At 62.6% G+C, this 19,434-nt stretch carries 13 protein-coding genes and 5 tRNA genes; 14 read left to right on the top strand and 4 right to left on the bottom strand.

Features of this window, described 5'->3' with window-relative positions:
* Positions 1-4: 4 nt before the first annotated feature.
* The gene (locus tag H146_RS0109890; RefSeq protein ID WP_019951715.1) at positions 5-1,129 is read left to right on the top strand and encodes a phospholipase D-like domain-containing protein; all 1,125 of its coding nucleotides are present in this window, start codon (positions 5-7) and stop codon (positions 1,127-1,129) included.
* Between the two features lie 15 nt (positions 1,130-1,144).
* Here H146_RS0109890 and H146_RS19020 read toward each other — a convergent pair whose 3' ends face one another.
* Positions 1,145-1,846 (bottom strand): YecA/YgfB family protein, encoded by a 702-nt coding sequence (locus tag H146_RS19020; protein WP_019951714.1) that lies wholly within the window; start codon positions 1,844-1,846, stop codon positions 1,145-1,147.
* A 79-nt stretch (positions 1,847-1,925) separates the two neighbouring features.
* Here H146_RS19020 and H146_RS0109880 point away from each other — a divergent pair, with 79 nt between their 5' ends.
* The 3 genes from H146_RS0109880 to H146_RS0109870 all read left to right on the top strand — a co-directional run bounded on the left by H146_RS0109880 (position 1,926) and on the right by H146_RS0109870 (position 5,485).
* On the top strand, positions 1,926-2,456 hold the full coding sequence (locus H146_RS0109880) for a SprT family zinc-dependent metalloprotease (protein WP_019951713.1): 531 nt from the start codon (positions 1,926-1,928) through the stop codon (positions 2,454-2,456).
* A 118-nt stretch (positions 2,457-2,574) separates the two neighbouring features.
* Positions 2,575-4,515, top strand: coding sequence for an acetate--CoA ligase (gene acs, locus H146_RS0109875; RefSeq protein ID WP_019951712.1), 1,941 nt, complete (start codon positions 2,575-2,577; stop codon positions 4,513-4,515).
* Between the two features lie 307 nt (positions 4,516-4,822).
* Positions 4,823-5,485, top strand: coding sequence for a response regulator (locus tag H146_RS0109870; protein ID WP_019951711.1), 663 nt, complete (start codon positions 4,823-4,825; stop codon positions 5,483-5,485).
* Positions 5,486-5,546: 61 nt separating this feature from the next.
* Here the strand turns inward: H146_RS0109870 and H146_RS0109865 are convergent, their stop codons facing one another.
* The gene (locus H146_RS0109865; RefSeq protein WP_019951710.1) at positions 5,547-9,488 is read right to left on the bottom strand and encodes a hybrid sensor histidine kinase/response regulator; all 3,942 of its coding nucleotides are present in this window, start codon (positions 9,486-9,488) and stop codon (positions 5,547-5,549) included.
* 152 nt (positions 9,489-9,640) lie between these two features.
* Here H146_RS0109865 and ttcA point away from each other — a divergent pair, with 152 nt between their 5' ends.
* The 10 genes from ttcA to H146_RS0109815 all read left to right on the top strand — a co-directional run bounded on the left by ttcA (position 9,641) and on the right by H146_RS0109815 (position 17,640).
* Positions 9,641-10,528, top strand: a complete 888-nt coding sequence (gene ttcA, locus H146_RS0109860; RefSeq protein WP_019951709.1) for a tRNA 2-thiocytidine(32) synthetase TtcA — start codon at positions 9,641-9,643, stop codon at positions 10,526-10,528.
* A 122-nt stretch (positions 10,529-10,650) separates the two neighbouring features.
* Positions 10,651-10,726 (top strand) — tRNA-Val (locus tag H146_RS0109855).
* 82 nt (positions 10,727-10,808) lie between these two features.
* Positions 10,809-10,885: transfer RNA gene (locus tag H146_RS0109850), tRNA-Asp, on the top strand.
* A gap of 34 nt (positions 10,886-10,919) precedes the next feature.
* Positions 10,920-10,996: transfer RNA gene (locus H146_RS0109845), tRNA-Asp, on the top strand.
* Between the two features lie 72 nt (positions 10,997-11,068).
* Positions 11,069-11,145 (top strand) — tRNA-Val (locus tag H146_RS0109840).
* Between the two features lie 87 nt (positions 11,146-11,232).
* A tRNA-Asp gene (locus H146_RS0109835) sits at positions 11,233-11,309 on the top strand.
* Between the two features lie 190 nt (positions 11,310-11,499).
* Positions 11,500-12,591 carry a threonine aldolase family protein gene (locus H146_RS0109830; RefSeq protein ID WP_019951708.1) on the top strand — a complete coding sequence of 364 codons (1,092 nt, stop codon included), beginning with the start codon at positions 11,500-11,502 and terminating at the stop codon, positions 12,589-12,591.
* A gap of 250 nt (positions 12,592-12,841) precedes the next feature.
* Positions 12,842-14,764, top strand: a complete 1,923-nt coding sequence (locus H146_RS0109825; protein ID WP_019951707.1) for a PrkA family serine protein kinase — start codon at positions 12,842-12,844, stop codon at positions 14,762-14,764.
* Positions 14,765-14,806: 42 nt separating this feature from the next.
* On the top strand, positions 14,807-16,099 hold the full coding sequence (locus tag H146_RS0109820) for a YeaH/YhbH family protein (RefSeq protein WP_019951706.1): 1,293 nt from the start codon (positions 14,807-14,809) through the stop codon (positions 16,097-16,099).
* Positions 16,096-17,640: a SpoVR family protein gene (locus H146_RS0109815; protein WP_019951705.1), complete on the top strand. Its 1,545-nt coding sequence runs from the start codon at positions 16,096-16,098 to the stop codon at positions 17,638-17,640. The genes H146_RS0109820 and H146_RS0109815 overlap by 4 nt, the downstream gene beginning before the upstream one ends.
* A gap of 55 nt (positions 17,641-17,695) precedes the next feature.
* Here the strand turns inward: H146_RS0109815 and H146_RS0109810 are convergent, their stop codons facing one another.
* A complete protein-coding gene (locus H146_RS0109810; RefSeq protein ID WP_019951704.1) occupies positions 17,696-18,526 on the bottom strand; it encodes a carbohydrate ABC transporter permease in 831 nt (276 codons plus the stop codon).
* The gene (locus tag H146_RS0109805) at positions 18,523-19,410 is read right to left on the bottom strand and encodes a carbohydrate ABC transporter permease (RefSeq protein ID WP_019951703.1); all 888 of its coding nucleotides are present in this window, start codon (positions 19,408-19,410) and stop codon (positions 18,523-18,525) included. Before H146_RS0109805 ends, H146_RS0109810 begins: the two co-directional genes overlap by 4 nt.
* Positions 19,411-19,434: the final 24 nt, after the last annotated feature.

The following is a 19,434-nucleotide window of genomic DNA, read 5'->3' as shown; positions in this document are numbered from 1 at the left end:
GAGCATGAGAGAGCAGTGGCACAGCGGCAACCATTTTACCCTGTTGCCGTCGGCGGAGTGTTTCGTGCCGGCGCTGATGGCGGCGATCGACGGCGCCTGCGAGTCGCTGCTGATCGAGCTCTATATCGTTGAGGACGGTACCATGGGGGAGCAGTTCTTCGCCGCCCTTGAGCGCGCCACCGCGCGCGGCGTGGATGCAAGGCTGCTGTGCGATGCCTGCGGCTCCTGGTCGCTGTCACGCACCAGCAAGCAGCGACTGATGGCAGCGGGCGTTCATCTGCGCGAGTTCAACATGCTGTCGCTGTTCCATCTGGGCCGCTTCATCTCCCGCGACCACCGCAAGCTGGTGGTGGTCGACGGTCGCACTGCCTTTACCGGCGGTTTTGGCGTCAGCGATCATTTTCTCAACGCCTGGTTCGAGATCGCCCTGCGCATCGAAGGCCCCTGTGTGGCGGACTGGACAACGCTTTTCGAGCGTACCTGGCGTTCACGCCTGGCACAGGCCGTGAACGGGCAGCGACACCTGCTGCCGAAAGTGCCGTCGGCGCCGGTCGAGACGGGCGATAAGGGCGACATGACCGGCCGTGTGGTGTGGGGGCGCGGCTATCGCTACCAGGCGATTCGCCACTCGCTGCAGCACCAGGTGAGCCGCGCCGAGCGACATATCTGGATCTGCACGCCCTATTTCGTGCCCACCCTCACGCTGCGTCGGCAGCTGGTACGCGCCGCCCGCCGCGGTGTCGATGTGCGCCTGTTGCTGGCCGCTCGCGACCATGATCATCCCAGCGTACGCTATGCCGGTCAGCGTTTTTTTACCCGGCTTTTGAAGGCCGGCGTGCGTATCTTCGAGTTCCAGCCACGCTTCATTCATGCCAAGTTCAGCCTTTGCGACGGCTGGGCGACGGTGGGGTCGTGCAACTTCGACCACTGGAGCCTGCAGTGGAACCTGGAGGCCAATCAGGAGGTCGACGACCCTCGCTTCGCCGACGAGATGGCCACGCTGTTCAGAAGCTGCTTTGCCCAGTGCCGAGAAATAGAGGCCGAACAGTGGGCGTCCCGGCCGCGGCGTCAGCGGTTGCGCGAGTGGTGGTATGGGCTGCTGGATGCGCTGATCACGCGCCTGCGCTGACGCCGAGAGCGCGGATCACTGGCGCCGCCGGCCGCCGCGCTTTTTGCCGCCGTGGCCGGGACTGCCGGCTTTCCTGTTGCTTTTATCTGACCCGCTAGCGGCAGCAGGCTTTTCGGGTGGGGCGCGGTAGAGCAGAAACAGATCCAGCGTCAGCTCCGGCAGCTGACCGGCCAGTGCGCTGGCACTGCGCGGCTCGTGCCCGGCGGCGGCCAGCTCCGGATCCTCGTCGTCGAACAGACCGGAAAGCGTCATGAAGGGCAGCAGCAGCTCGGCGGCCGCCGCTTCCTGCTCACCAAACCAGGCCTGCTCGTCGTTGAAGACGCCCGCCATGAAGCCCGCACACCACAGTCTGATGGGATGCATCTCTTCGCCGATGTCGTCGGCGTCGAATTCGAGGTCGAAGGGCAGGTCGGGGATCAGGCCGTTCTCCAGCAGTTCGCGCGCGCCGCGATGCATGTCATCCAGCGCGCCGAGTACACTCTGGCGCTCGGCGTCGTCCTGCCACTCGGGTTCGCTTTCCAGCACCAGCGCGTGGCGCCTGTCGGCGTCGTGCTCGAGCGGCGCAATCGCCAGCGCCGTGATCAGGCCGTGGGCGGCGAACAGATCAAGCGCCTCTTCGCTGACCCGCTCGCCGTCGAGAAACTCGAACAGGGCATCGAGGCGTTCGTCGTCGATCAGCGGCGCCGTTTCGGGGGTGTCGGCCGTGCTATCGTTCATGGCAGTCCATATTGCGGTACGGTCGGTAGGCGCGGGCGGTCACTCGCCGCCCGTAAATAACAGGAGGATAGTAGCACTCATGAGCGGGACCGACGCCAGTCGCTTGAACGAGACGCCACCCATCGATCGAGAGCGCCTGCTGGCGAGCGTCGAACAGTGCTTCGAGCGGGCGCGCAGTTTTCATCCGCGACTGCCGCGCCCCGGTGTGTGGTGCGATCTGCACGGTCGCAGTGCCGGCCAGGCCCATTTCGGCCGTGGCGGACTGCGTTTCAACATGACCCTTTATCGTGAGCAGCCGCAGGCCTTTATTGACGAAATCGTACCGCACGAGATGGCCCACTGGGTGGTACATCACACCCATGGCCCGCGGATACGCCCCCATGGTCGCGAGTGGCAGCGTGCCATGCGCGATATCTTCCAGCTGCCGCCGCGAGTCACCCACCGCTTCGACACGTCCCGCGCCAGTCCGGCGCCCTGGCGCTACGAATGCCGCTGCCGAACCCATGGTTTCAGCAATCGGCGCCATTTCAACGCCCTGCGGGGCAGTCGTTATCGCTGCCGCCACTGCGGCGACATATTGCGCTTCAGCGGTACCGACGGCGAGGAGTGACGATCATCCACGGGAGTGACTATCGTCTAATAGTCGGTGCCCCCCGCCGAGGGATTAATCTGGCCGTAATGGCATCCTTGTAAGTATTACGCATCTGTTTGGACCGAGGAGAGGCTTCATGACCAGTACCGCCAGCGCAACAGGCTCGCCGCACTATCCGAGCCCGGTCAGCGAGCAGGATTATCGTGAGCGCTACCGCAGGTCGATCGAGTCGCCCGAGGCCTTCTGGCGCGAAGAGGCGCAACAGCTTCAGTGGATGCAGCCGCCACAGCAGGTGCTCAAGGGCCGCTTTGGTGAAAACCATTCGCATATCAGCTGGTTCGAGGATGGCGTGCTCAACGCCTGCGTCAACTGCGTCGATCGCCACCTCGACACCCGCGGTGACAAGCCCGCTATCGTCTGGGAAGGGGACGATCCGTCACATCAGCGCACCCTGACCTATCGCCAGCTGCACGACCGGGTGGGGCGTTTTGCCAACATGCTGCGCTCGCTGGGCGTGGGGCGTGGCGACACCGTCACGCTCTACATGCCGATGATTCCCGAGGCGGCGATCGCGATGCTGGCCTGTGCCCGCATCGGTGCGGTGCACTCGGTGGTGTTCGGCGGTTTCTCGCCGGAGGCGCTGGCCAGCCGTATTCGCGACTGCGACGCGCGGGTGCTGATCACCGCCGATATTTCGCAGCGCGGCGGCAAACAGATTCCGCTGAAAAAGTATGTCGATGAGGCGCTGGCGCTGGAAGGCACGGCGTGCATTGAGCATGTATTGCTGGTGCCCTGCGGCGACGCACCGATCGACTGGAAAGCGCGCGATATCAACGCCAGCGAGCTGATCGAGACGCACAGCCCCGAGTGCGAACCGGAGGCGATGGGCGCCGAGGATCCGCTGTTTATTCTCTACACCTCGGGCTCGACCGGGGCGCCCAAGGGGCTGGTGCACACCACCGGTGGCTATCTGCTCTACACCGCCATGACTCATCGCGAGATATTTGGTCTGCGCGAGGATGACGTCTACTGGTGCGCCGCCGACGTGGGCTGGATTACCGGCCACTCCTATGTGGTTTACGGACCGCTGGCCAACGGTGCCACTACCTTCATGTTCGGCGGTATTCCGGGCGGGCCGCCCGATTACGGTCGGGTAGGCCGGGTTATTGACGATCATGGCATCACCATCTTTTACACCTCGCCAACCGCCATTCGCGCCATGATGGGCCATGGCGAACACATCATGGACAGCAGCCGCCGCGACAGCCTGCGGCTGATCGGCACGGTGGGCGAGCCGATCAACCCCCAGGCCTGGCACTGGGCGCATGACGTGATCGGTAACGGCCAGTGTCCGATCATGGATACCTGGTGGCAGACCGAAACCGGCGGTCACATGATGGCGCCGCTGACCGATGCGGAGAATTTCAAGCCCGGCGCCGCCATGCGGCCCTTTTACGGCGTGCGCCCGGCGCTGCTGGACGACCAGGGTAATATTCTGGAAGGCGAAGCCTCGGGCAGTCTGGTCATCGAGGGTAGCTGGCCCGGCCAGGCGCGCACCATCCGAGGCAATCACGAGCGCTTCGAGCAGACCTACTTCAGTGTTTTCGAGGGGCACTACTTCACCGGTGATGGCGCGCACCGCGACGCCGACGGCGACTTCTGGATCACCGGACGCATCGACGACGTGCTCAACGTCTCCGGCCACCGCATCGGCACTGCCGAGATCGAGTCGTCGCTGGTGGCCCATCCTGCGATTTCCGAAGCCGCGGTGGTGGGCTTTCCGCACGATGTGAAAGGGCAGGGCATCTACGCCTATGTCACCCTGATGCAGGAGGCCACGGCCAGCGAGGCGCTGCGCCAGGAGCTTGTCGAGACGGTGCGCCGCGATATCGGTGCTTTTGCCAGGCTCGACATCGTACAGTGGGCCCCCGGCCTGCCCAGAACACGCTCGGGCAAGATCATGCGCCGTATCCTGCGCAAGATCGCCGCCAACGAAGTGGACGCGCTGGGAGATACCAGCACGCTGACCGATCCGGGCGTGGTGGACGCGCTGATCGAAAACCGCATCAATCGCTGATCATCGGCCCGCGAGAGCAAGTGAAAGCCGGTACCGGACCCGGGCTATGAAAAGGGTGGCCGGCTACAGGGGGAATAAAATGTCGGCAACCGGAAAGACCGGTTGCCGACATGCGTTTCTGTCACTAAAAAAATGGGATAGCATGCGGCTAAAGGTGTAACGAATTGTTCGAAAACCGCACGGCGCGCTGTCCGGTGTTCAGAAAAAGGCCGGTCAGCGATTTTTAATGGCAGTCCTGCTGCCGCGATCCCTGAATACCATCTGACCGGGCCTTCCCGAGTAGAAAGGGAACCCTGGAGGAAACTGCATGGCCTTTGCTCAGAAGTTCATCGTTGCGGATGATCATCCACTCTTTCGCGCGGCATTGACCCAGTCGCTAAGGCAGGTGGCGGCCAATGCCGAGATCGTTGAAGCCGATACCATGGAGGCCACTATCGAGGTGGTCACCCGGCATCCCGATGCTGACCTGATTCTGCTCGATCTGCGTATGCCGGGGGCACACGGCTTTTCCGGCCTGATTCAGCTGCGCGGTCAGATGCCCGACATTCCGGTGGCGGTAATCTCCGGCAGCGAGGAGCTGCAGGTGGTGCGCCGTTCGCTGGACTATGGCGCTTCCGGTTTCATTCCCAAGTCGGCATCGCTGGATACCATCGCCAGCGGCATCAGCGCCATCCTTGATGGCGAAGTCTGGCTGCCTCAGGCGATGGCCGATCAGCTGGGCGATGGTGACGAGGAAGAGGCAAAATTCGCCGCCGCCATCGCCTCTCTGACGCCGCAGCAGTTTCGCGTGCTCAACATGCTTACCGAGGGGCTCTTGAACAAGCAGATCGCCTACGATCTCAATGTCTCCGAAGCCACCATCAAGGCGCACGTCACTGCCATACTGCGCAAGCTTGGGGTGCACTCGCGCACTCAGGCGGTCATTGCGGCGCAAAAGCTCGAGGTAGAGCCGCAGCGCGTCGAGGAGTAGCCGCCGGCCTGTCGGTCGGTTCCGCGAACGATGTCCTGCGGTCCTGCGCCCGGCGTAACGCTCAATGCAGGCGCCTGTGGGCCTGTAGCGTGCGGGTCAGCAGCGCCCGCAGCGCTGCCGGCCGTACCGGCTTGTTGAGCAGCTGATAGCCGGCGCGCTTGACCTCGTCGGCCACCTCCTCGGTGCGGTCGGCGGTAATCACGATGCCCGGCACGTCTCCTTCAAAACGTTCGGTAAGCGCCTCCAGCGCCATCAGGCCGGTCACCTCGTTTTCGAGATGGTAGTCGGCCAGCACGGCGTCCGGCTCGCCGTCCATGTTGCGCAGCACCGAGCGTGCGCCACCGATCGAGGTGGCGGTGAAGACCTCGCACTGCCATCCCTCCAGCATCGCCTTCATGCCCTCCAGCGTCATGCGTTCGTTGTCGATACACAGCACCCGCGCGCCGCCGATGCGATTGCCGGCGCTGCGCTGCTTCTCCTGCGTTGAGCGGCGATCGGGCGCTTCGCCGCGCTTGAGCGGCACGGTCAGGGCAAAAACGGTGCCGTGTCCCTCTCGCGAACGGACGCTGATGGGATGGTCGAGCACCCTGGCCATACGGTCGGCGATCGACAGCCCCAGCCCCAGCCCCTTTTCGCTTTCGCGATGGCGCGATTTCTGATCGAGACGACGAAACTCCTGGAAGATCTCCGTCTGCTTCGCCTCGGGTATGCCCGGGCCGGTATCCCATACCTCGATGGCGAGGCGCTCGCCGCGCCGCCGGCAGCCCAGCAGTACGCGGCCGTACTGGGTGTAGCGCAGCGCGTTGGAGAGAAAATTCTGCACGATACGGCGCAGCATCTGAGGGTCGCTGTCGATCACCGCGCGGGTCTCGACCATGTCCAGTTCGAGGCCGCGATCCTGGGCCATTACCGAGAACTCGGCGTAGAGCGGGCGCATGACGTCGTCGAGGGCGAACACCTGACGCCTCGCCGTGAGGGCGCCGGAGTCGAGCTTGGAGATATCCAGCAGGGTGCTCAAGAGCTCTTCGGCGGCCTGCAACGAGTTATCGATGTGCAGCAGGGTGTCGTGGTGCTCGCTCTGCTCGAGGCGCTGAGTCAGCGCCGAGGTGAACAGCCGTGCGGCGTTGAGCGGCTGCAGCAGGTCGTGGCTGGCGGCGGCCAGAAAGCGGGTCTTGGAGGCGTTAGCGTTCTCCGCCACCTGTTTGGCCTGGCGCAGCGCCTGTTCGGCCTCCGAGCGCACCCGATTCTCCTTGCGCAGCGCGTCGTTGAGCTCGGAAAGCTCGTGGGTGCGATCGCGCACCCGCTCCTCGAGGTTTTCGTTGGTTTCGCGCAGGGCGATCTCCGCCAGCCGGCGCTCGGTGATGTCCTGGTAGAGGGCGAAAAACCCCAGCACCCGGCCGCCCTCACCGAAGTGCGGCGTATAGGTGGCCAGCATATAGCGGGTGCCGCCTTCGCGATCGCGCTGCGACAGCTCCCAGGAGACCCGCTCGCCGTTCAGCGCGCGCTGCATCCAGGGGGCGCGTTCGCGCCACTGTGAAACCGGCATGATGTCCTCGGCGCGCTTGCCGATCGCCTGTAGGCGATCGACTTCCATTGCCGTTTCGTAGGCGCGGTTGGTAAACAGGTAGTGGCAGTCGCGATCAAAGTAGGCGATCAGCGCCGGCACGTTGTCGGTATAGATACGGATGTTGTTCTCCGAGCGAATCAGCGCCTCCTCGGTGCGCTTCTGCTCGGTCACGTCCTGGTAGGTGTAGACGAAGCCGCCGCCGGCCATGGGGTTGCCGTGGATGTCGAGCACGCTGTTGTCCTGGCGGTAGCGCTGGTAGTGATGAGCGCGGCCGCTGCGGATATTGTCCATCAGCAGTCGCACGTGCTCATGAGGGTCGCCGGGACCGTACTCGCCGTGCTCGGCGTTATAGAGAAAGATGCGCTCGATCGGTTCGCCGACCCGCACCAGATGGTCGGGAAAGCGGAAAAGTTCCAGATAGCGCTGATTCCACACCACGATGCGCAGCTTGTAGTCGACCACCATCACACCCTGGTTGATGTTCTCGACGGTGGCCTGCAAAAGCGAGCGGTTGAACTCCAGCACCTGGGAGGCTTCGTCGACGATCGACACCACATCGGAGATCGATACGTCGCGTCCTGACAGCGCCGAGTTGACCACGATGCGCGCCGAGGAGGCGCCGATTGCCGAGGAGAGCAGTCTTTCGGTGAAGCCGACCATGTCGATAGAGGCGCGCATATTGGCCTCCAGGCGCTGTTGATAGCGCCAGCCATAGTCGCTGAAGGCGCGTTCGACCTGATCCTCGTTGAGAAAACGCCGCGCCAGACTTTTCAGGTCGCCCACCGTGGTGTTGCCGCGCCACGGGCGGTTGAGCCGCGGCTGATGGGTATCGGCGCTGTCGACGAACAGCGAGGCCTGAATGCGTTCAACCACTCGCGGCGTAGTCAACTGCGACACGAGGATATAGCAGAACAGATTGACCCCCAGCGACAGCAGCACGCCCTGAGTGGTCGGGTCATCGAGCGACAGCCCGAGTAGATTGGTGGGGCTGAGCAGCGCAATGCCCAACGGTCCCGCGTCGAGAGGAAAGTCGAACAGGCCGGCACGTACCAGGGTCGGCAGCAGCAGCGTCCAGCCCCAGATCAGAAAACCCAGCGTCATGCCGCTGGAGACACCCAGCCAGTTGCCACGTTTCCAGTAGAGCCCGCCGATCAGGGCGGGAGCCAACTGAGCCAGCGCCGCCAGCGACAGGATGCCGAGGCTGGCCAGCGAGTTGGCCGGGGCGACCAGCCGATAGAATCCCCAGGCGAGCGCCAGCGTGGCAACGATAATGACGCGGCGGATACGCAGCACCCAGCGAGCATAGTCGCCGTGGTGGGCATCGAAGCCCTTGAAGCGCAAAAGCAGCGGAATGACCACCTCGTTGGCGATCATGATCGACAGCGTTATTGCCGCCATGATGACCATGCCGCTGGCGGCAGCAAAGCCGCCAATAAAGGTGACGATGGTCAGCCACGGCTGGTCGAGAGCCAGCGCCAGATAGAGTAACCAGTTGTCGCTGTCCAGATCGCTGCCGCCAAACAGGGTCATGGCGGCAATGCCCATCGGCAGCACGAAAAAGCCGGCGGCGATCATGTAAAGCGGGAACAGCCAGCGGGCGCGGGCGCTGTCGTCGGCGCTGGTGTTCTCCACCACGGTAACGTGGAACTGGCGCGGAATGCAGAAAACCGCCAGCAGGGCCAGCAGCGTCTGGGTCCAGAAGCCCTGACCGAAGGTGGCGCTGCTGAAATGACTGCCGCTGGCCAGATCGTCGATGGCCCGCTGCGACAGGTCGCCAAGGCCACCGAAGGTGCCCCAGGTGACGATCCCGCCCAGCAGCACGAAGGCGGCCAGCTTGACCACCGACTCGAAGGCGATCGCCTGGATCAGCCCCTCGTGGTGCTCGGTGGCGTCGGTATGTCGGGTGCCGAACAGAATGGCGAACAGTGCCATCAGAGCGGCGACGTAGAAGGCGGTGTCGCCCCACAGCGGCGAGCGCACGACATCGTTGTCGGCCGTCATGACCGTGAAGCCGGCGGCCATCGCCTTCAGCTGCAGGGCGAGGTAGGGCAGGGTGCCGAGTAGCGCCACCAGGCTGGCCAGTGCTGCCAGTGCCTGGTTCTTGCCGTAGCGTGAGGCAATGAAGTCGGCGATCGAGGTGACGTTCTGATGCTTGGCGACGCGGATCATCTTGGCCAATACCGGCCAGAACAGCAAAAAGGCGAGAACCGGGCCGAGGAAGATACTCAGATACTGCAGTCCCGACTGTGATACCTGGCCCACGCTGCCGTAGAAGGTCCAGGAAGTGCAGTAGACCGCCAGTGCCAGGCTGTAGACCATTGGCCGCCGGCGCGCCGGCCCCAGCCGCCTGGCGCGCCGGTCGCCGCGCCAGGCAATGGCGAACAGCGTGGCGATGTAGAAAAGTGCGATGGTGACCAGAAGCCAGCCCTGAAACATGGTGATGATCCCTGCCTGAATGTGGCGCTCTGCTCGGCGCCGACGATGCTTTTGTATTACCGGGAAAGGCCAGTCGGTCCCGGCGATTTCATCCGCCGCTGCCCGCGATGATAAACTTGGCGCCAATGTCGCATCACACCGAAGTTACTGTCATGCCGGAAATGGATCTGCATCATGGCTCGGCGCCCAGTGCCGCGGCCAAAGAGAAACGCGAGTTCAACAAGCTGCAGAAGCGGCTGCGTCGCCAGGTGGGCAACGCCATCATCGATTACGCCATGATCAACGCTGGCGATCGCGTCATGGTGTGCCTCTCCGGTGGCAAGGACTCCTACACCATGCTGGAGATTCTGCGCAATCTGCAGCGTAACGCACCGGTCGACTTCGAACTGGTGGCGGTCAATATGGACCAGAAGCAGCCCGGCTTTCCCGAGCACGTGCTGCCGGAGTATCTCCGCGCGCTGGGTATCGAATATCACATCGTCGAGCGTGATACCTATTCGATCGTCAAGGAGAAGGTGCCGGAGGGCAAGACCACCTGTGCGCTCTGCTCGCGGCTGCGGCGTGGCACCCTCTACGGCTTCGCCGAGGAGATCGGCGCCAACAAGATCGCGCTTGGCCACCACCGCGACGACATGCTGGAGACGCTCTTTCTCAATATGTTCTTCGGCGGTTCGCTGAAGTCGATGCCGCCCAAGCTGCTCTCCGACGACGGCCGCAACCTGGTGATCCGGCCGCTGGCCTACTGTGCCGAGGCGGACATCGCCGACTTCTCCGAAGCGATGGGGTTTCCCATCATTCCCTGCAATCTTTGCGGCAGTCAGGAGAACCTGCAGCGCCAGGTGGTCAAGGAGATGCTCGCCGACTGGGAGAAAAAGCACCCCGGGCGTATCGAGAGCATGTTTCGGGCGATCACCAATATCGCGCCTTCGCAGCTTGCCGACCGCGATCTGTTCGATTTTCACGGCCTTGAAGAGAAGCAGCAGCGCATGCAGCGCGACCGTATTGAAAGCGTCAACCTGATGGCCGCAGAGGGCTCCTGAGTCAACCCGTTGACCGCGCAGCGCAGCGGATTACGCAACGCTGTTTTCGTACCCTCTCGCGCGGCAAGGAAGCGTTTGACTTTTCAGCTGTGGCCGGTAATATACGCGCCACATGACGAGACGGGTGGTTAGCTCAGTTGGAAGAGCACCAGCCTTACAAGCTGGGGGTCACTGGTTCGAGCCCAGTACCACCCACCATCGCTCGAAACGACGGGTTCGAACGGTCACTGATCGATGGATGTTCCGCCTTGTCATGGTGCACTCTTGAAGAGTCGTATGCGGACCGGTAGTTCAGTTGGTTAGAATGCCGGCCTGTCACGCCGGAGGTCGCGGGTTCGAGTCCCGTCCGGTCCGCCATCTCTTCATTCCAGTGCGCATTTTCGAAACGAGTGGACCGGTAGTTCAGTTGGTTAGAATGCCGGCCTGTCACGCCGGAGGTCGCGGGTTCGAGTCCCGTCCGGTCCGCCATTCGAATTTCCCCTCGATACCGCTGTAATGAACTCGAACGCTGCTGTTCGGGGCAATAGCGGATCGAATTGCGGGTGGTTAGCTCAGCCGGTTAGAGCACCAGCCTCACATGCTGGGGGTCACAGGTTCGAGTCCTGTACCACCCACCATCATCATCCGATGATGCCCGCTTTCTATCGTCGAATACTTTCTATCATCAGATAGAGACAAGACATCGTCGAATGGAAACAAGACGCGGACCGGTAGTTCAGCTGGTTAGAATGCCGGCCTGTCACGCCGGAGGTCGCGGGTTCGAGTCCCGTCCGGTCCGCCACTCTTCCTTTGTTGGCCCGTTCTGAACATCACCTGCTTCTTTTGCGTGTTTTACGCTGCCGTCCCGGGTGGACCGCACCTCATTGCGTGATTACCACTTGCACTGCCAGTACCCACGTCTGATGCTATAGGCTCATGCGACCGGGTGAGATCCTCGGTCGAGGGTAATAAAAAGCAGTGGAAGCAGGACCATGACAACCAGCAGCATGAGTGGCGCACTCAGTATCGATGATCTCGATGTAGTGAAGCCGCGCTTTCTCGCCAGCGACAACACCTCGGGTATCTGTCCGCAGGCGATGGCGTATCTGATCCGCGCCAACCAGCTCGATGACCTGGCCTATGGCAACGACGAATGGACCGAGCGCGCCGCCGAGCACTTTCGAACACTGTTCGAAACCGACTGCGAAATCTTTTTCGTCTTCAATGGCACCGCCGCCAACTCGCTGGCGCTGGCATCGCTGTGCCAGTCCTACCATAGCGTTATCAGCCATCAACTGGCACATATCGAGACCGACGAGTGCGGCGGCCCGGAGTTTTTCTCCAACGGCTCCAAGCTGCTGACCGTCGAGGGCGCTCACGGCAAGGTCACCCCCGAGGGGATCGAGCGCATGGTGACGCGCCGCAGCGATATCCACTATCCGCGCCCCAAAGTGGTCTCGCTGACCCAGGCAACCGAGGTCGGCACGGTCTATAGCCTCGATGAGCTGAAAGCCATTCGCGAAGTGGCCGACCGCCACGATCTGCGTATTCACATGGATGGTGCCCGCTTTGCCAACGCCTGTGCCGCACTCGAGGTCTCGCCCGCCGATATCACCTGGCGCGCCGGCGTCGATGTACTCTGTTTCTCCGGCACCAAGAACGGGCTCGCCTTCGGCGAGGCGATCATCTTTTTCGATCGTGGGATGGCGCTTGACTTCGAATACCGCTGCAAGCAGGCGGGCCAGCTGGCTTCCAAGATGCGCTTCATGACCGCCCCCTGGCTAGGGCTTTTGGAAAACGATGTCTGGCTCGACAACGCTCGCCACGCCAACGCCATGGCGACGCGGCTGGCATCGGGCGCCGCCGAGCTGGGTATTCACACCATGTTTCCGGCACAGGCCAACAGCGTTTTCCTCGAGCTGCCGGCAGCAACGATCGAAGGGCTGCGCGCGCGCGGCTGGACCTTCTACACCTTCATTGGTGAGGGCGGCGTGCGGCTGGTGTGCAGTTGGAATACGTCGACGGAGCTGATCGATTCACTGCTCGGCGATCTCGAGGAGGTGCTGGCACAAAACGGCAGATAGTGATATTGCTGATATTACCTTCACCCGATTCAACGCAGGGCCATCGCGCGAGCGACGTCCGCCACATTCACTTGTAGCGCCGATACGGCGCCTTCGTCACGACGGGGCGCCACGGTGAGGCCGATAAAGTGACCTGCGTTTTCCTGCCGATGCGAAAGGAAGAGCCATTTGACAGTGGGAGCGCTCCAGTGACCGATTGACCCAGGGTGGCCGTTTTCTTGTGGCGGCTGCCGGTTTTCAGGAGATGTCCATGAGCATTTTCGATCATGTGCAGCACCGCTTCGAACGCACGCTTCAGGAGGAGATGAGCCTCCCTGAGTATCTGGAACTCTGCCGCCGTGACCCCTCGGCCTACGCCAGCGCCGCCGAGCGCATGCTCGAGGCGATCGGCGAGCCGGAGGTGATCGACACCGCCCGGAGCCCGCGCCTGTCGCGTATCTTCTCCAACCGCGTGATCCGCCGCTACCCCGCCTTCGAGGAGTTCTACGGCATGGAGGAGGCGATCGAGCAGATCGTCGCCTACTTCCGCCATGCCGCCCAGGGGCTGGAGGAGCGCAAGCAGGTGCTCTATCTGCTGGGGCCGGTGGGCGGCGGCAAATCCTCGATTGCCGAGCGGCTCAAGGCGCTGATGGAGAAGGTGCCGTTCTACGCCATCAAGGACTCGCCGGTGCAGGAGTCACCGCTGGGACTTTTCAACGCCGATGAAGATGGCGAGATGATCGAGCAGGAGTATGGCATTGCGCGGCGCTACCTGAAGAGCGTGATGTCGCCATGGGCAGCCAAGCGGCTGCGCGAATATGGCGGTGATATCTCGCGCTTTCGGGTGGTGAAGGTCTACCCCTCGCGGCTCAACCAGATCGCCATCTCCAAGACCGAGCCCGGTGACGAGAACAACCAGGATATCTCCTCGCTGGTCGGCAAGGTGGATATCAGAAAGCTCGAGCTCTACTCCCAGGATGACCCCGACGCCTACAGTTTCTCCGGCGGGCTGTGCCGCGCCAACCAGGGGTTGATGGAGTTCGTCGAGATGTTCAAGGCGCCGATCAAGGTGCTGCATCCGCTGCTGACCGCCACCCAGGAGGGCAACTACAACCCCACCGAGGGGATGGGGGCGATTCCCTTCGACGGCGTGATTCTGGCTCACTCCAACGAATCCGAGTGGCAGCAGTTTCGCAATAACCGCAACAACGAGGCCTTTCTCGACCGCGTCTACATCGTCAAGGTGCCCTATACCCTGCGCATCTCCGAGGAGATGAAGATCTACGAGAAACTGCTCGAGCACTCTTCGCTCTCCGCGGCGCCCTGCGCGCCGGATACGCTGCGTATGCTGGCGCAGTTCTCGGTGCTGTCGCGCCTCAAGGAGCCGGAAAATTCCAGCATCTACTCCAAGATGCGGGTCTACGACGGTCAGAATCTCAAGGACACCGACCCGCGCGCCCGCTCGATCCAGGAGTACCGCGACGCCGCCGGGGTCGACGAGGGTATGGAGGGGCTGTCGACCCGTTTCGCCTTCAAGATCCTCTCGAGGGTATTCAACTTCGACTCCACCGAGGTGGCGGCCAACCCGGTGCATCTGCTCTACGTGCTGGAACAGCGTCTCGAGCAGGAGCAGCTGCCCGCCGAGATGCACGACCGCTATCTGCGCTTTATCAAGGAGTTCCTTGCGCCGCGCTACGTCGACTTCATCGGCAAGGAGATTCAGACCGCCTATCTGGAGTCCTACTCCGAGTACGGCCAGAACATCTTCGATCGCTACGTGACCTATGCCGACTTCTGGATTCAGGATCAGGAGTATCGCGACCCGGAGACCGGCGAACTGCTCGACCGCCAGTCGCTCAACGAGGAGCTGGAGAAGATCGAGAAGCCGGCCGGCATCTCCAATCCCAAGGATTTCCGCCATGAGGTGGTCAACTTCGTGCTGCGCGCGCGCGCCCAGAACGAGGGGCGCAACCCCGGCTGGCAGTCCTACGAAAAGCTGCGCGGTGTGATCGAGCACAAGATGTTCGCCAACACCGAGGAGCTGCTGCCGGTGATCTCCTTCAACGCCAAGGCCTCCAGTGCCGATCGTCGCAAGCACGAGGATTTCGTCGATCGCATGAAGGCCCGTGGCTACACCGAAAAGCAGGTGCGGTTGCTCTCCGAGTGGTACCTGCGCGTACGCAAGTCGCAGTAGGCCGCCATAGCGGCATCCGCCTGGCCTGCAAGGAGGTGCGTGTTGAGTTATTTCATCGATCGACGGCGTAACGCGCGGCACAAGAGTGCGGTCAACCGCCAGCGTTTCATTCGCCGTTACCGCAAACACATCAAGCGCTCGGTGGAGGAGGCCATCAACCGCCGTTCGATTACCGACATCGAGCGTGGCGAGAAGGTCAGCATCCCCGGCCGCGATATCTCCGAGCCGGTGTTTCGACACGGCAACAGTGGCCGACGGACTATCGTCAGCCCCGGCAACCGCGAGTTCGTCGAGGGCGACCGGCTGCGCCGCCCGGGCGGCCGTGGCGGTGGTAGCGGCAGCGGCGAGGGCAATGCCTCCCGACAGGGGGAAGGGGTCGACGAGTTCGCCTTCACGCTCTCTCGCGAGGAGTTCCTCGGCTTCATCTTCGACGGCCTCGAACTGCCGCACCTGGTGCGCAAGCAACTGGCCGAGGTCGAGGAGCAGCGGCCGGTGCGCGCCGGCGTGTCGCGTCAGGGGGTGCCGGCACGGATGAATATCGTGCGCTCGATGCGCGAGGCCCAGGCGCGGCGTATCGCCATGCGCGCGCCGATCAAGCGGGCGCTGCTGGAAGCGCAGCAGGCGCTGGAAGAGGAGGAGCGCAAGGACCCGGTGCTGCGCAATCCGCAGTGCATTCGCGAACTGAAGGAGGAGATCGCGCGCCTTGAGCGGCGGTTGGCGGCGGTGCCCTTCATCGACACCTATGACCTGCGCTACAACAACCTCATCGACCAGCCGCAGCCCTCCAACCGGGCGGTGATGTTCTGCGTCATGGACGTCTCCGGCTCCATGACCCAGAACCACAAGGACATCGCCAAGCGCTTCTTTCTGCTGCTCTATCTCTTTCTCGAGCGCGAATACGAGCGTGTCGAGCTGGTCTTCATTCGCCATCATACCGCGGCGCGCGAGGTGGACGAGGAGGAGTTTTTCTACTCCCGCGAAACCGGTGGCACCATCGTCTCCAGTGCGCTCGATCTGCTCTCGCAGGTGATCGCCGAGCGCTATCCGCCGGCGCAGTGGAACCTCTACGTCGCCCAGGCGAGCGACGGCGACAACTGGGACGACGACTCGATTCGCTGCCGCGAGCTGCTGGAGCAGACCCTGATGCCGCAGCTGCAGTACTACGCCTACGTGGAGATTACGCCCCACGCCCATCAGGCGCTGTGGGAGGAGTACGAGCGGGTTCAGGCGCGCTTCGAGGAGCGCTTTGCGATGCGCCGTATCGTCGAGCCCGGCGACATCTATCCGGTCTTTCGCGAGCTGTTTCGCAGCCGCGAAGAGGGGAGTGGAGCATGAGCGACAGCGTCAGCGCGATTCACGACGAGGAGTACCACGCCCGCGGCTCCGACTGGTCGTTTGCCGATCTCGAGTACTATGAGCGCGAGATCAATCGCATCGCCGGCGAGTTCGGGCTGGACATCTACCCCAACCAGATCGAGATCATCACCTCCGAACAGATGATGGACGCCTACTCCAGCATCGGTATGCCGGTGGGGTACAGCCACTGGTCGTTCGGCAAGCAGTTTCTCTCCGTCGAGCAGGCCTACCGGCGCGGCCAGATGGGTCTGGCCTACGAGCTGGTGATCAATTCCGACCCCTGCATCGCCTATCTGATGGAAGAGAACACCCTGATGATGCAGATTCTGGTCATGGCCCACGCTTGCCACGGCCACAACTCCTTTTTCAAGGGTAACTATCTGTTCCGCGCCTGGACCGACGCCTCGGCGATCGTCGACTATCTGGTATTTGCCCGGCGCTACGTGGCGGAGTGCGAGGAGCGCCACGGCGTCGATGCCGTGGAGCAGCTGCTGGACGCCTGCCACGCCCTGCAGAACCACGGCGTCGACCGCTACAAGCGCCCCTCGCCGATCTCCGCCGAGGAGGAGAGCCGCCGCCAGCAGGAGCGCGAGGCCTATCTGCAGCAGCAGCTCAATACCCTGTGGAGCACCATTCCGCAGGCGCCGCGGGAGCAGCGCGCCCCCGCCGGTGACGACCCGCTGGGGCTGCGCGACCGGCCACGCTACCCCGCCGAGCCGCAGGAGAATCTGCTCTATTTCATCGAAAAGAACGCGCCGCTGCTGGCCCCCTGGCAGCGCGAGATCGTGCGCATCGTGCGCAAGCTGGCGCAGTATTTCTACCCGCAGCGCCAGACCCAGGTGATGAACGAGGGCTGGGCGACTTTCTGGCACTATCAGATCATGCACCGGCTCTACGATGACAAGCTGATCGATGAAGGGGTAATGCTGGAGTTTCTGCAGTCGCACACCGCGGTGGTGGCGCAGCCGCCTTTCGACAGCCCGTACTACAGCGGCCTCAACCCCTATGCGCTGGGCTTTGCCATGTTCAGCGACATTCGCCGTATCTGCGAAACGCCAACAGAAGAGGATCGCCGCTGGTTCCCCGACACGGCGGGCAGTGACTGGCTGGAGACGGTGCACTTCGCCATGCAGAACTTCAAGGACGAATCCTTTATCCAGCAATTCCTGTCGCCGCAGGTGATGCGCGATCTGCACCTGTTCGCGATCGTCGATGACGACCAGGACGACATGATCGAGATCGACGCCATTCACGACGAGCGCGGCTATCGCCGGGTACGCGAAGCGCTGTCGGCGCAGTACGCCCTGGGCCAGCGCGAGCCCGATATTCAGGTGTGGGCGGCAGACGTTCACGGCGATCGCTCGCTGACCCTGCGCCACCAGCGTCGTGACCGGCGCGAACTCGACGCCTCGCTGGCACCGGTGCTGCGCTATCTGCATCAGTTGTGGGGCTTTCCGGTGCATCTCGAATCGGTCGAGGATGACGAGGTGGTCGAGCGCCACAGCTGGCCCGAGGCGTGAGGGTGCCGGCGATCGTTGAGGGCGCTTGCAAATAAAGGCGCCTTCTCGCCCCCGGTCAGCCCTTGACCCCTGATGAGATCATCACTGCCTCGGTAACCCGGCGCTGGAAGATCAGATAGGCCAGCGCGACCGGCATCGCCGCCAGTAACGCCACTGCCATCAACCGCGCGTAGCGCACGCCGAAAGCATCGTTGACCTGGGTAATACCGACAGGAATGGTCATCATCGCTTCGCTGTTGACCACCAGAAACGGCCAGAAGAACTGATTCCAGGCCATGATGAAGGTGATGATCGCCAGCGCCGTGGTGATCCCACGGTTGAGCGGCAGATAGACCCGGAAGAGCAGGGTGTAGTCGCCACCGCCGTCCAGTACCACCGCCTCGCGCATCTCCCCGGGCACGGCGTCGAAAAACTGCTTGTAGACGATGATGACCACCGGCACGATCAGCTGCGGCAGGATGATACCGGCCCAGCTGTCGATAAGATCGAGCTGATCCATAAGGATGAACTGGGTAACGACCAGCGCCTGGCTCGGCACCATGAAACTGGCCAGTACCACCACATAGAGCAGGCGCCGCCCGGGAAAGCGCATCTGCGAAAGGGCGTAGGCGCACATCATGCCGGAGACGATCACCAGCAGCGTAATGATCAGCGCGGTGACGATGGAGTTGATATACCAGGTGACAAGCTGCGTATTGAAGATGGCATCGATATAGGCGGACAGGTTGAATTGATCGGGCAGCAGCCCGGCGTTGCGGCTGACGACGTGATCCTCGCTGCGCAGTGAGGTGACCAGTGCCCAGTAGAGCGGAAAGATCCACAGGACGGCCGCCGCCATTGTTATCGCCGTCAGGCAGGCATTTTCGATTTTTCTCGTGCGGGTCATCGCTTTCCTCCTCCCAGCCGCAGGAGTTGAAACTGCAGGACGGAAACCACCATGATCAGCACGAACAACACCAGCGCCACGGCGGAGGCGTAGCCGCCGTTGTTGAGCTGGAAGGCCTCGCGATAGACCATCAACAGCAGTACATAGGAGGAGTTGAAGGGGCCGCCCTGGCTCATCAGATAGACCTGATCGAATATCTTGAGCTGAAGAATCAACTGCAGGGTGAGTACCAGCGCCGTGACCGGCCACAGCAAGGGCCAGGTAATTCGGCAAAACTTCTGGCGACGGCTGGCGCCGTCCAGCGACGCCGCCTCGAATAGGTCGACAGGGATGTTGCGCAGGCCGGCGATAAAAAGCAGTACGTTGAAACCGTTGGTCCACCAGATAGTGACCAGTGCCACCATCGGCATCACCCAGTGTGGATTACGGAATACGGGGATCGGCTTGCCGGTAATGAAGGCCAGCAGGGGTTGCACGATGCCGAACTGGAAATCGAGCATCCAGCTCCAGATCTGGGTGACCACCGACACCGGCAGAATATAGGGAAGAAAGAACAGCGCCAGCATGGTGGCCTGTAGCCGCCCTGAAAGGCGGTTGATCATCAGTGCGATGGCGAGCGCCAGCAGAGTCGTCGGCAATACGGTAAGGACGATGAAGTAGCCGTTGTTTTTCAGCGAGGTGTAGAAGAGGTTGTCGCTCAACAGGCGCCGATAGTTGTCCAGTCCGACCCAGTCTCCGGCACCGATCAGAGGGCCGTTGGTGAAACTCAGCGCTACCATCCGGATGGCGGGGTAGAGAAAGACCAGCGCAAGGATCACCATAAAGGGGGCAACCAGGCTGGCTGCAACGAGATAGTGTCGGCGACGGTTGTGGATCATGGTCATCTTTCTGTCTCCCGGCGCGCTGCC

The sequence above is a fragment of the Kushneria aurantia DSM 21353 genome (assembly GCF_000382245.1).
In the GTDB taxonomy this organism is placed as follows: domain Bacteria; phylum Pseudomonadota; class Gammaproteobacteria; order Pseudomonadales; family Halomonadaceae; genus Kushneria; species Kushneria aurantia.
The sequence above is the reverse complement of the archived record's forward strand: the minus strand, read 5'-3'. Positions and strand labels throughout refer to the sequence as shown.

What these genes read in the sequence shown, in the direction of transcription:
- acs (WP_019951712.1), top strand. Translation starts at nt 2,575, where the DNA reads ATGACCAGTACCGCCAGCGCAACAGGCTCGCCGCACTATCCGAGCCCG.
- H146_RS0109825 (WP_019951707.1), top strand. Translation starts at nt 12,842, where the DNA reads ATGAGCATTTTCGATCATGTGCAGCACCGCTTCGAACGCACGCTTCAG.
- H146_RS0109815 (WP_019951705.1), top strand. Translation starts at nt 16,096, where the DNA reads ATGAGCGACAGCGTCAGCGCGATTCACGACGAGGAGTACCACGCCCGC.
- H146_RS19020 (WP_019951714.1), bottom strand. Translation starts at nt 1,846, where the DNA reads ATGAACGATAGCACGGCCGACACCCCCGAAACGGCGCCGCTGATCGAC.
- H146_RS0109830 (WP_019951708.1), top strand. Translation starts at nt 11,500, where the DNA reads ATGACAACCAGCAGCATGAGTGGCGCACTCAGTATCGATGATCTCGAT.
- ttcA (WP_019951709.1), top strand. Translation starts at nt 9,641, where the DNA reads ATGCCGGAAATGGATCTGCATCATGGCTCGGCGCCCAGTGCCGCGGCC.
- H146_RS0109890 (WP_019951715.1), top strand. Translation starts at nt 5, where the DNA reads ATGAGAGAGCAGTGGCACAGCGGCAACCATTTTACCCTGTTGCCGTCG.
- H146_RS0109810 (WP_019951704.1), bottom strand. Translation starts at nt 18,526, where the DNA reads ATGACCCGCACGAGAAAAATCGAAAATGCCTGCCTGACGGCGATAACA.
- H146_RS0109865 (WP_019951710.1), bottom strand. Translation starts at nt 9,488, where the DNA reads ATGTTTCAGGGCTGGCTTCTGGTCACCATCGCACTTTTCTACATCGCC.
- H146_RS0109870 (WP_019951711.1), top strand. Translation starts at nt 4,823, where the DNA reads ATGGCCTTTGCTCAGAAGTTCATCGTTGCGGATGATCATCCACTCTTT.
- H146_RS0109880 (WP_019951713.1), top strand. Translation starts at nt 1,926, where the DNA reads ATGAGCGGGACCGACGCCAGTCGCTTGAACGAGACGCCACCCATCGAT.
- H146_RS0109805 (WP_019951703.1), bottom strand. Translation starts at nt 19,410, where the DNA reads ATGACCATGATCCACAACCGTCGCCGACACTATCTCGTTGCAGCCAGC.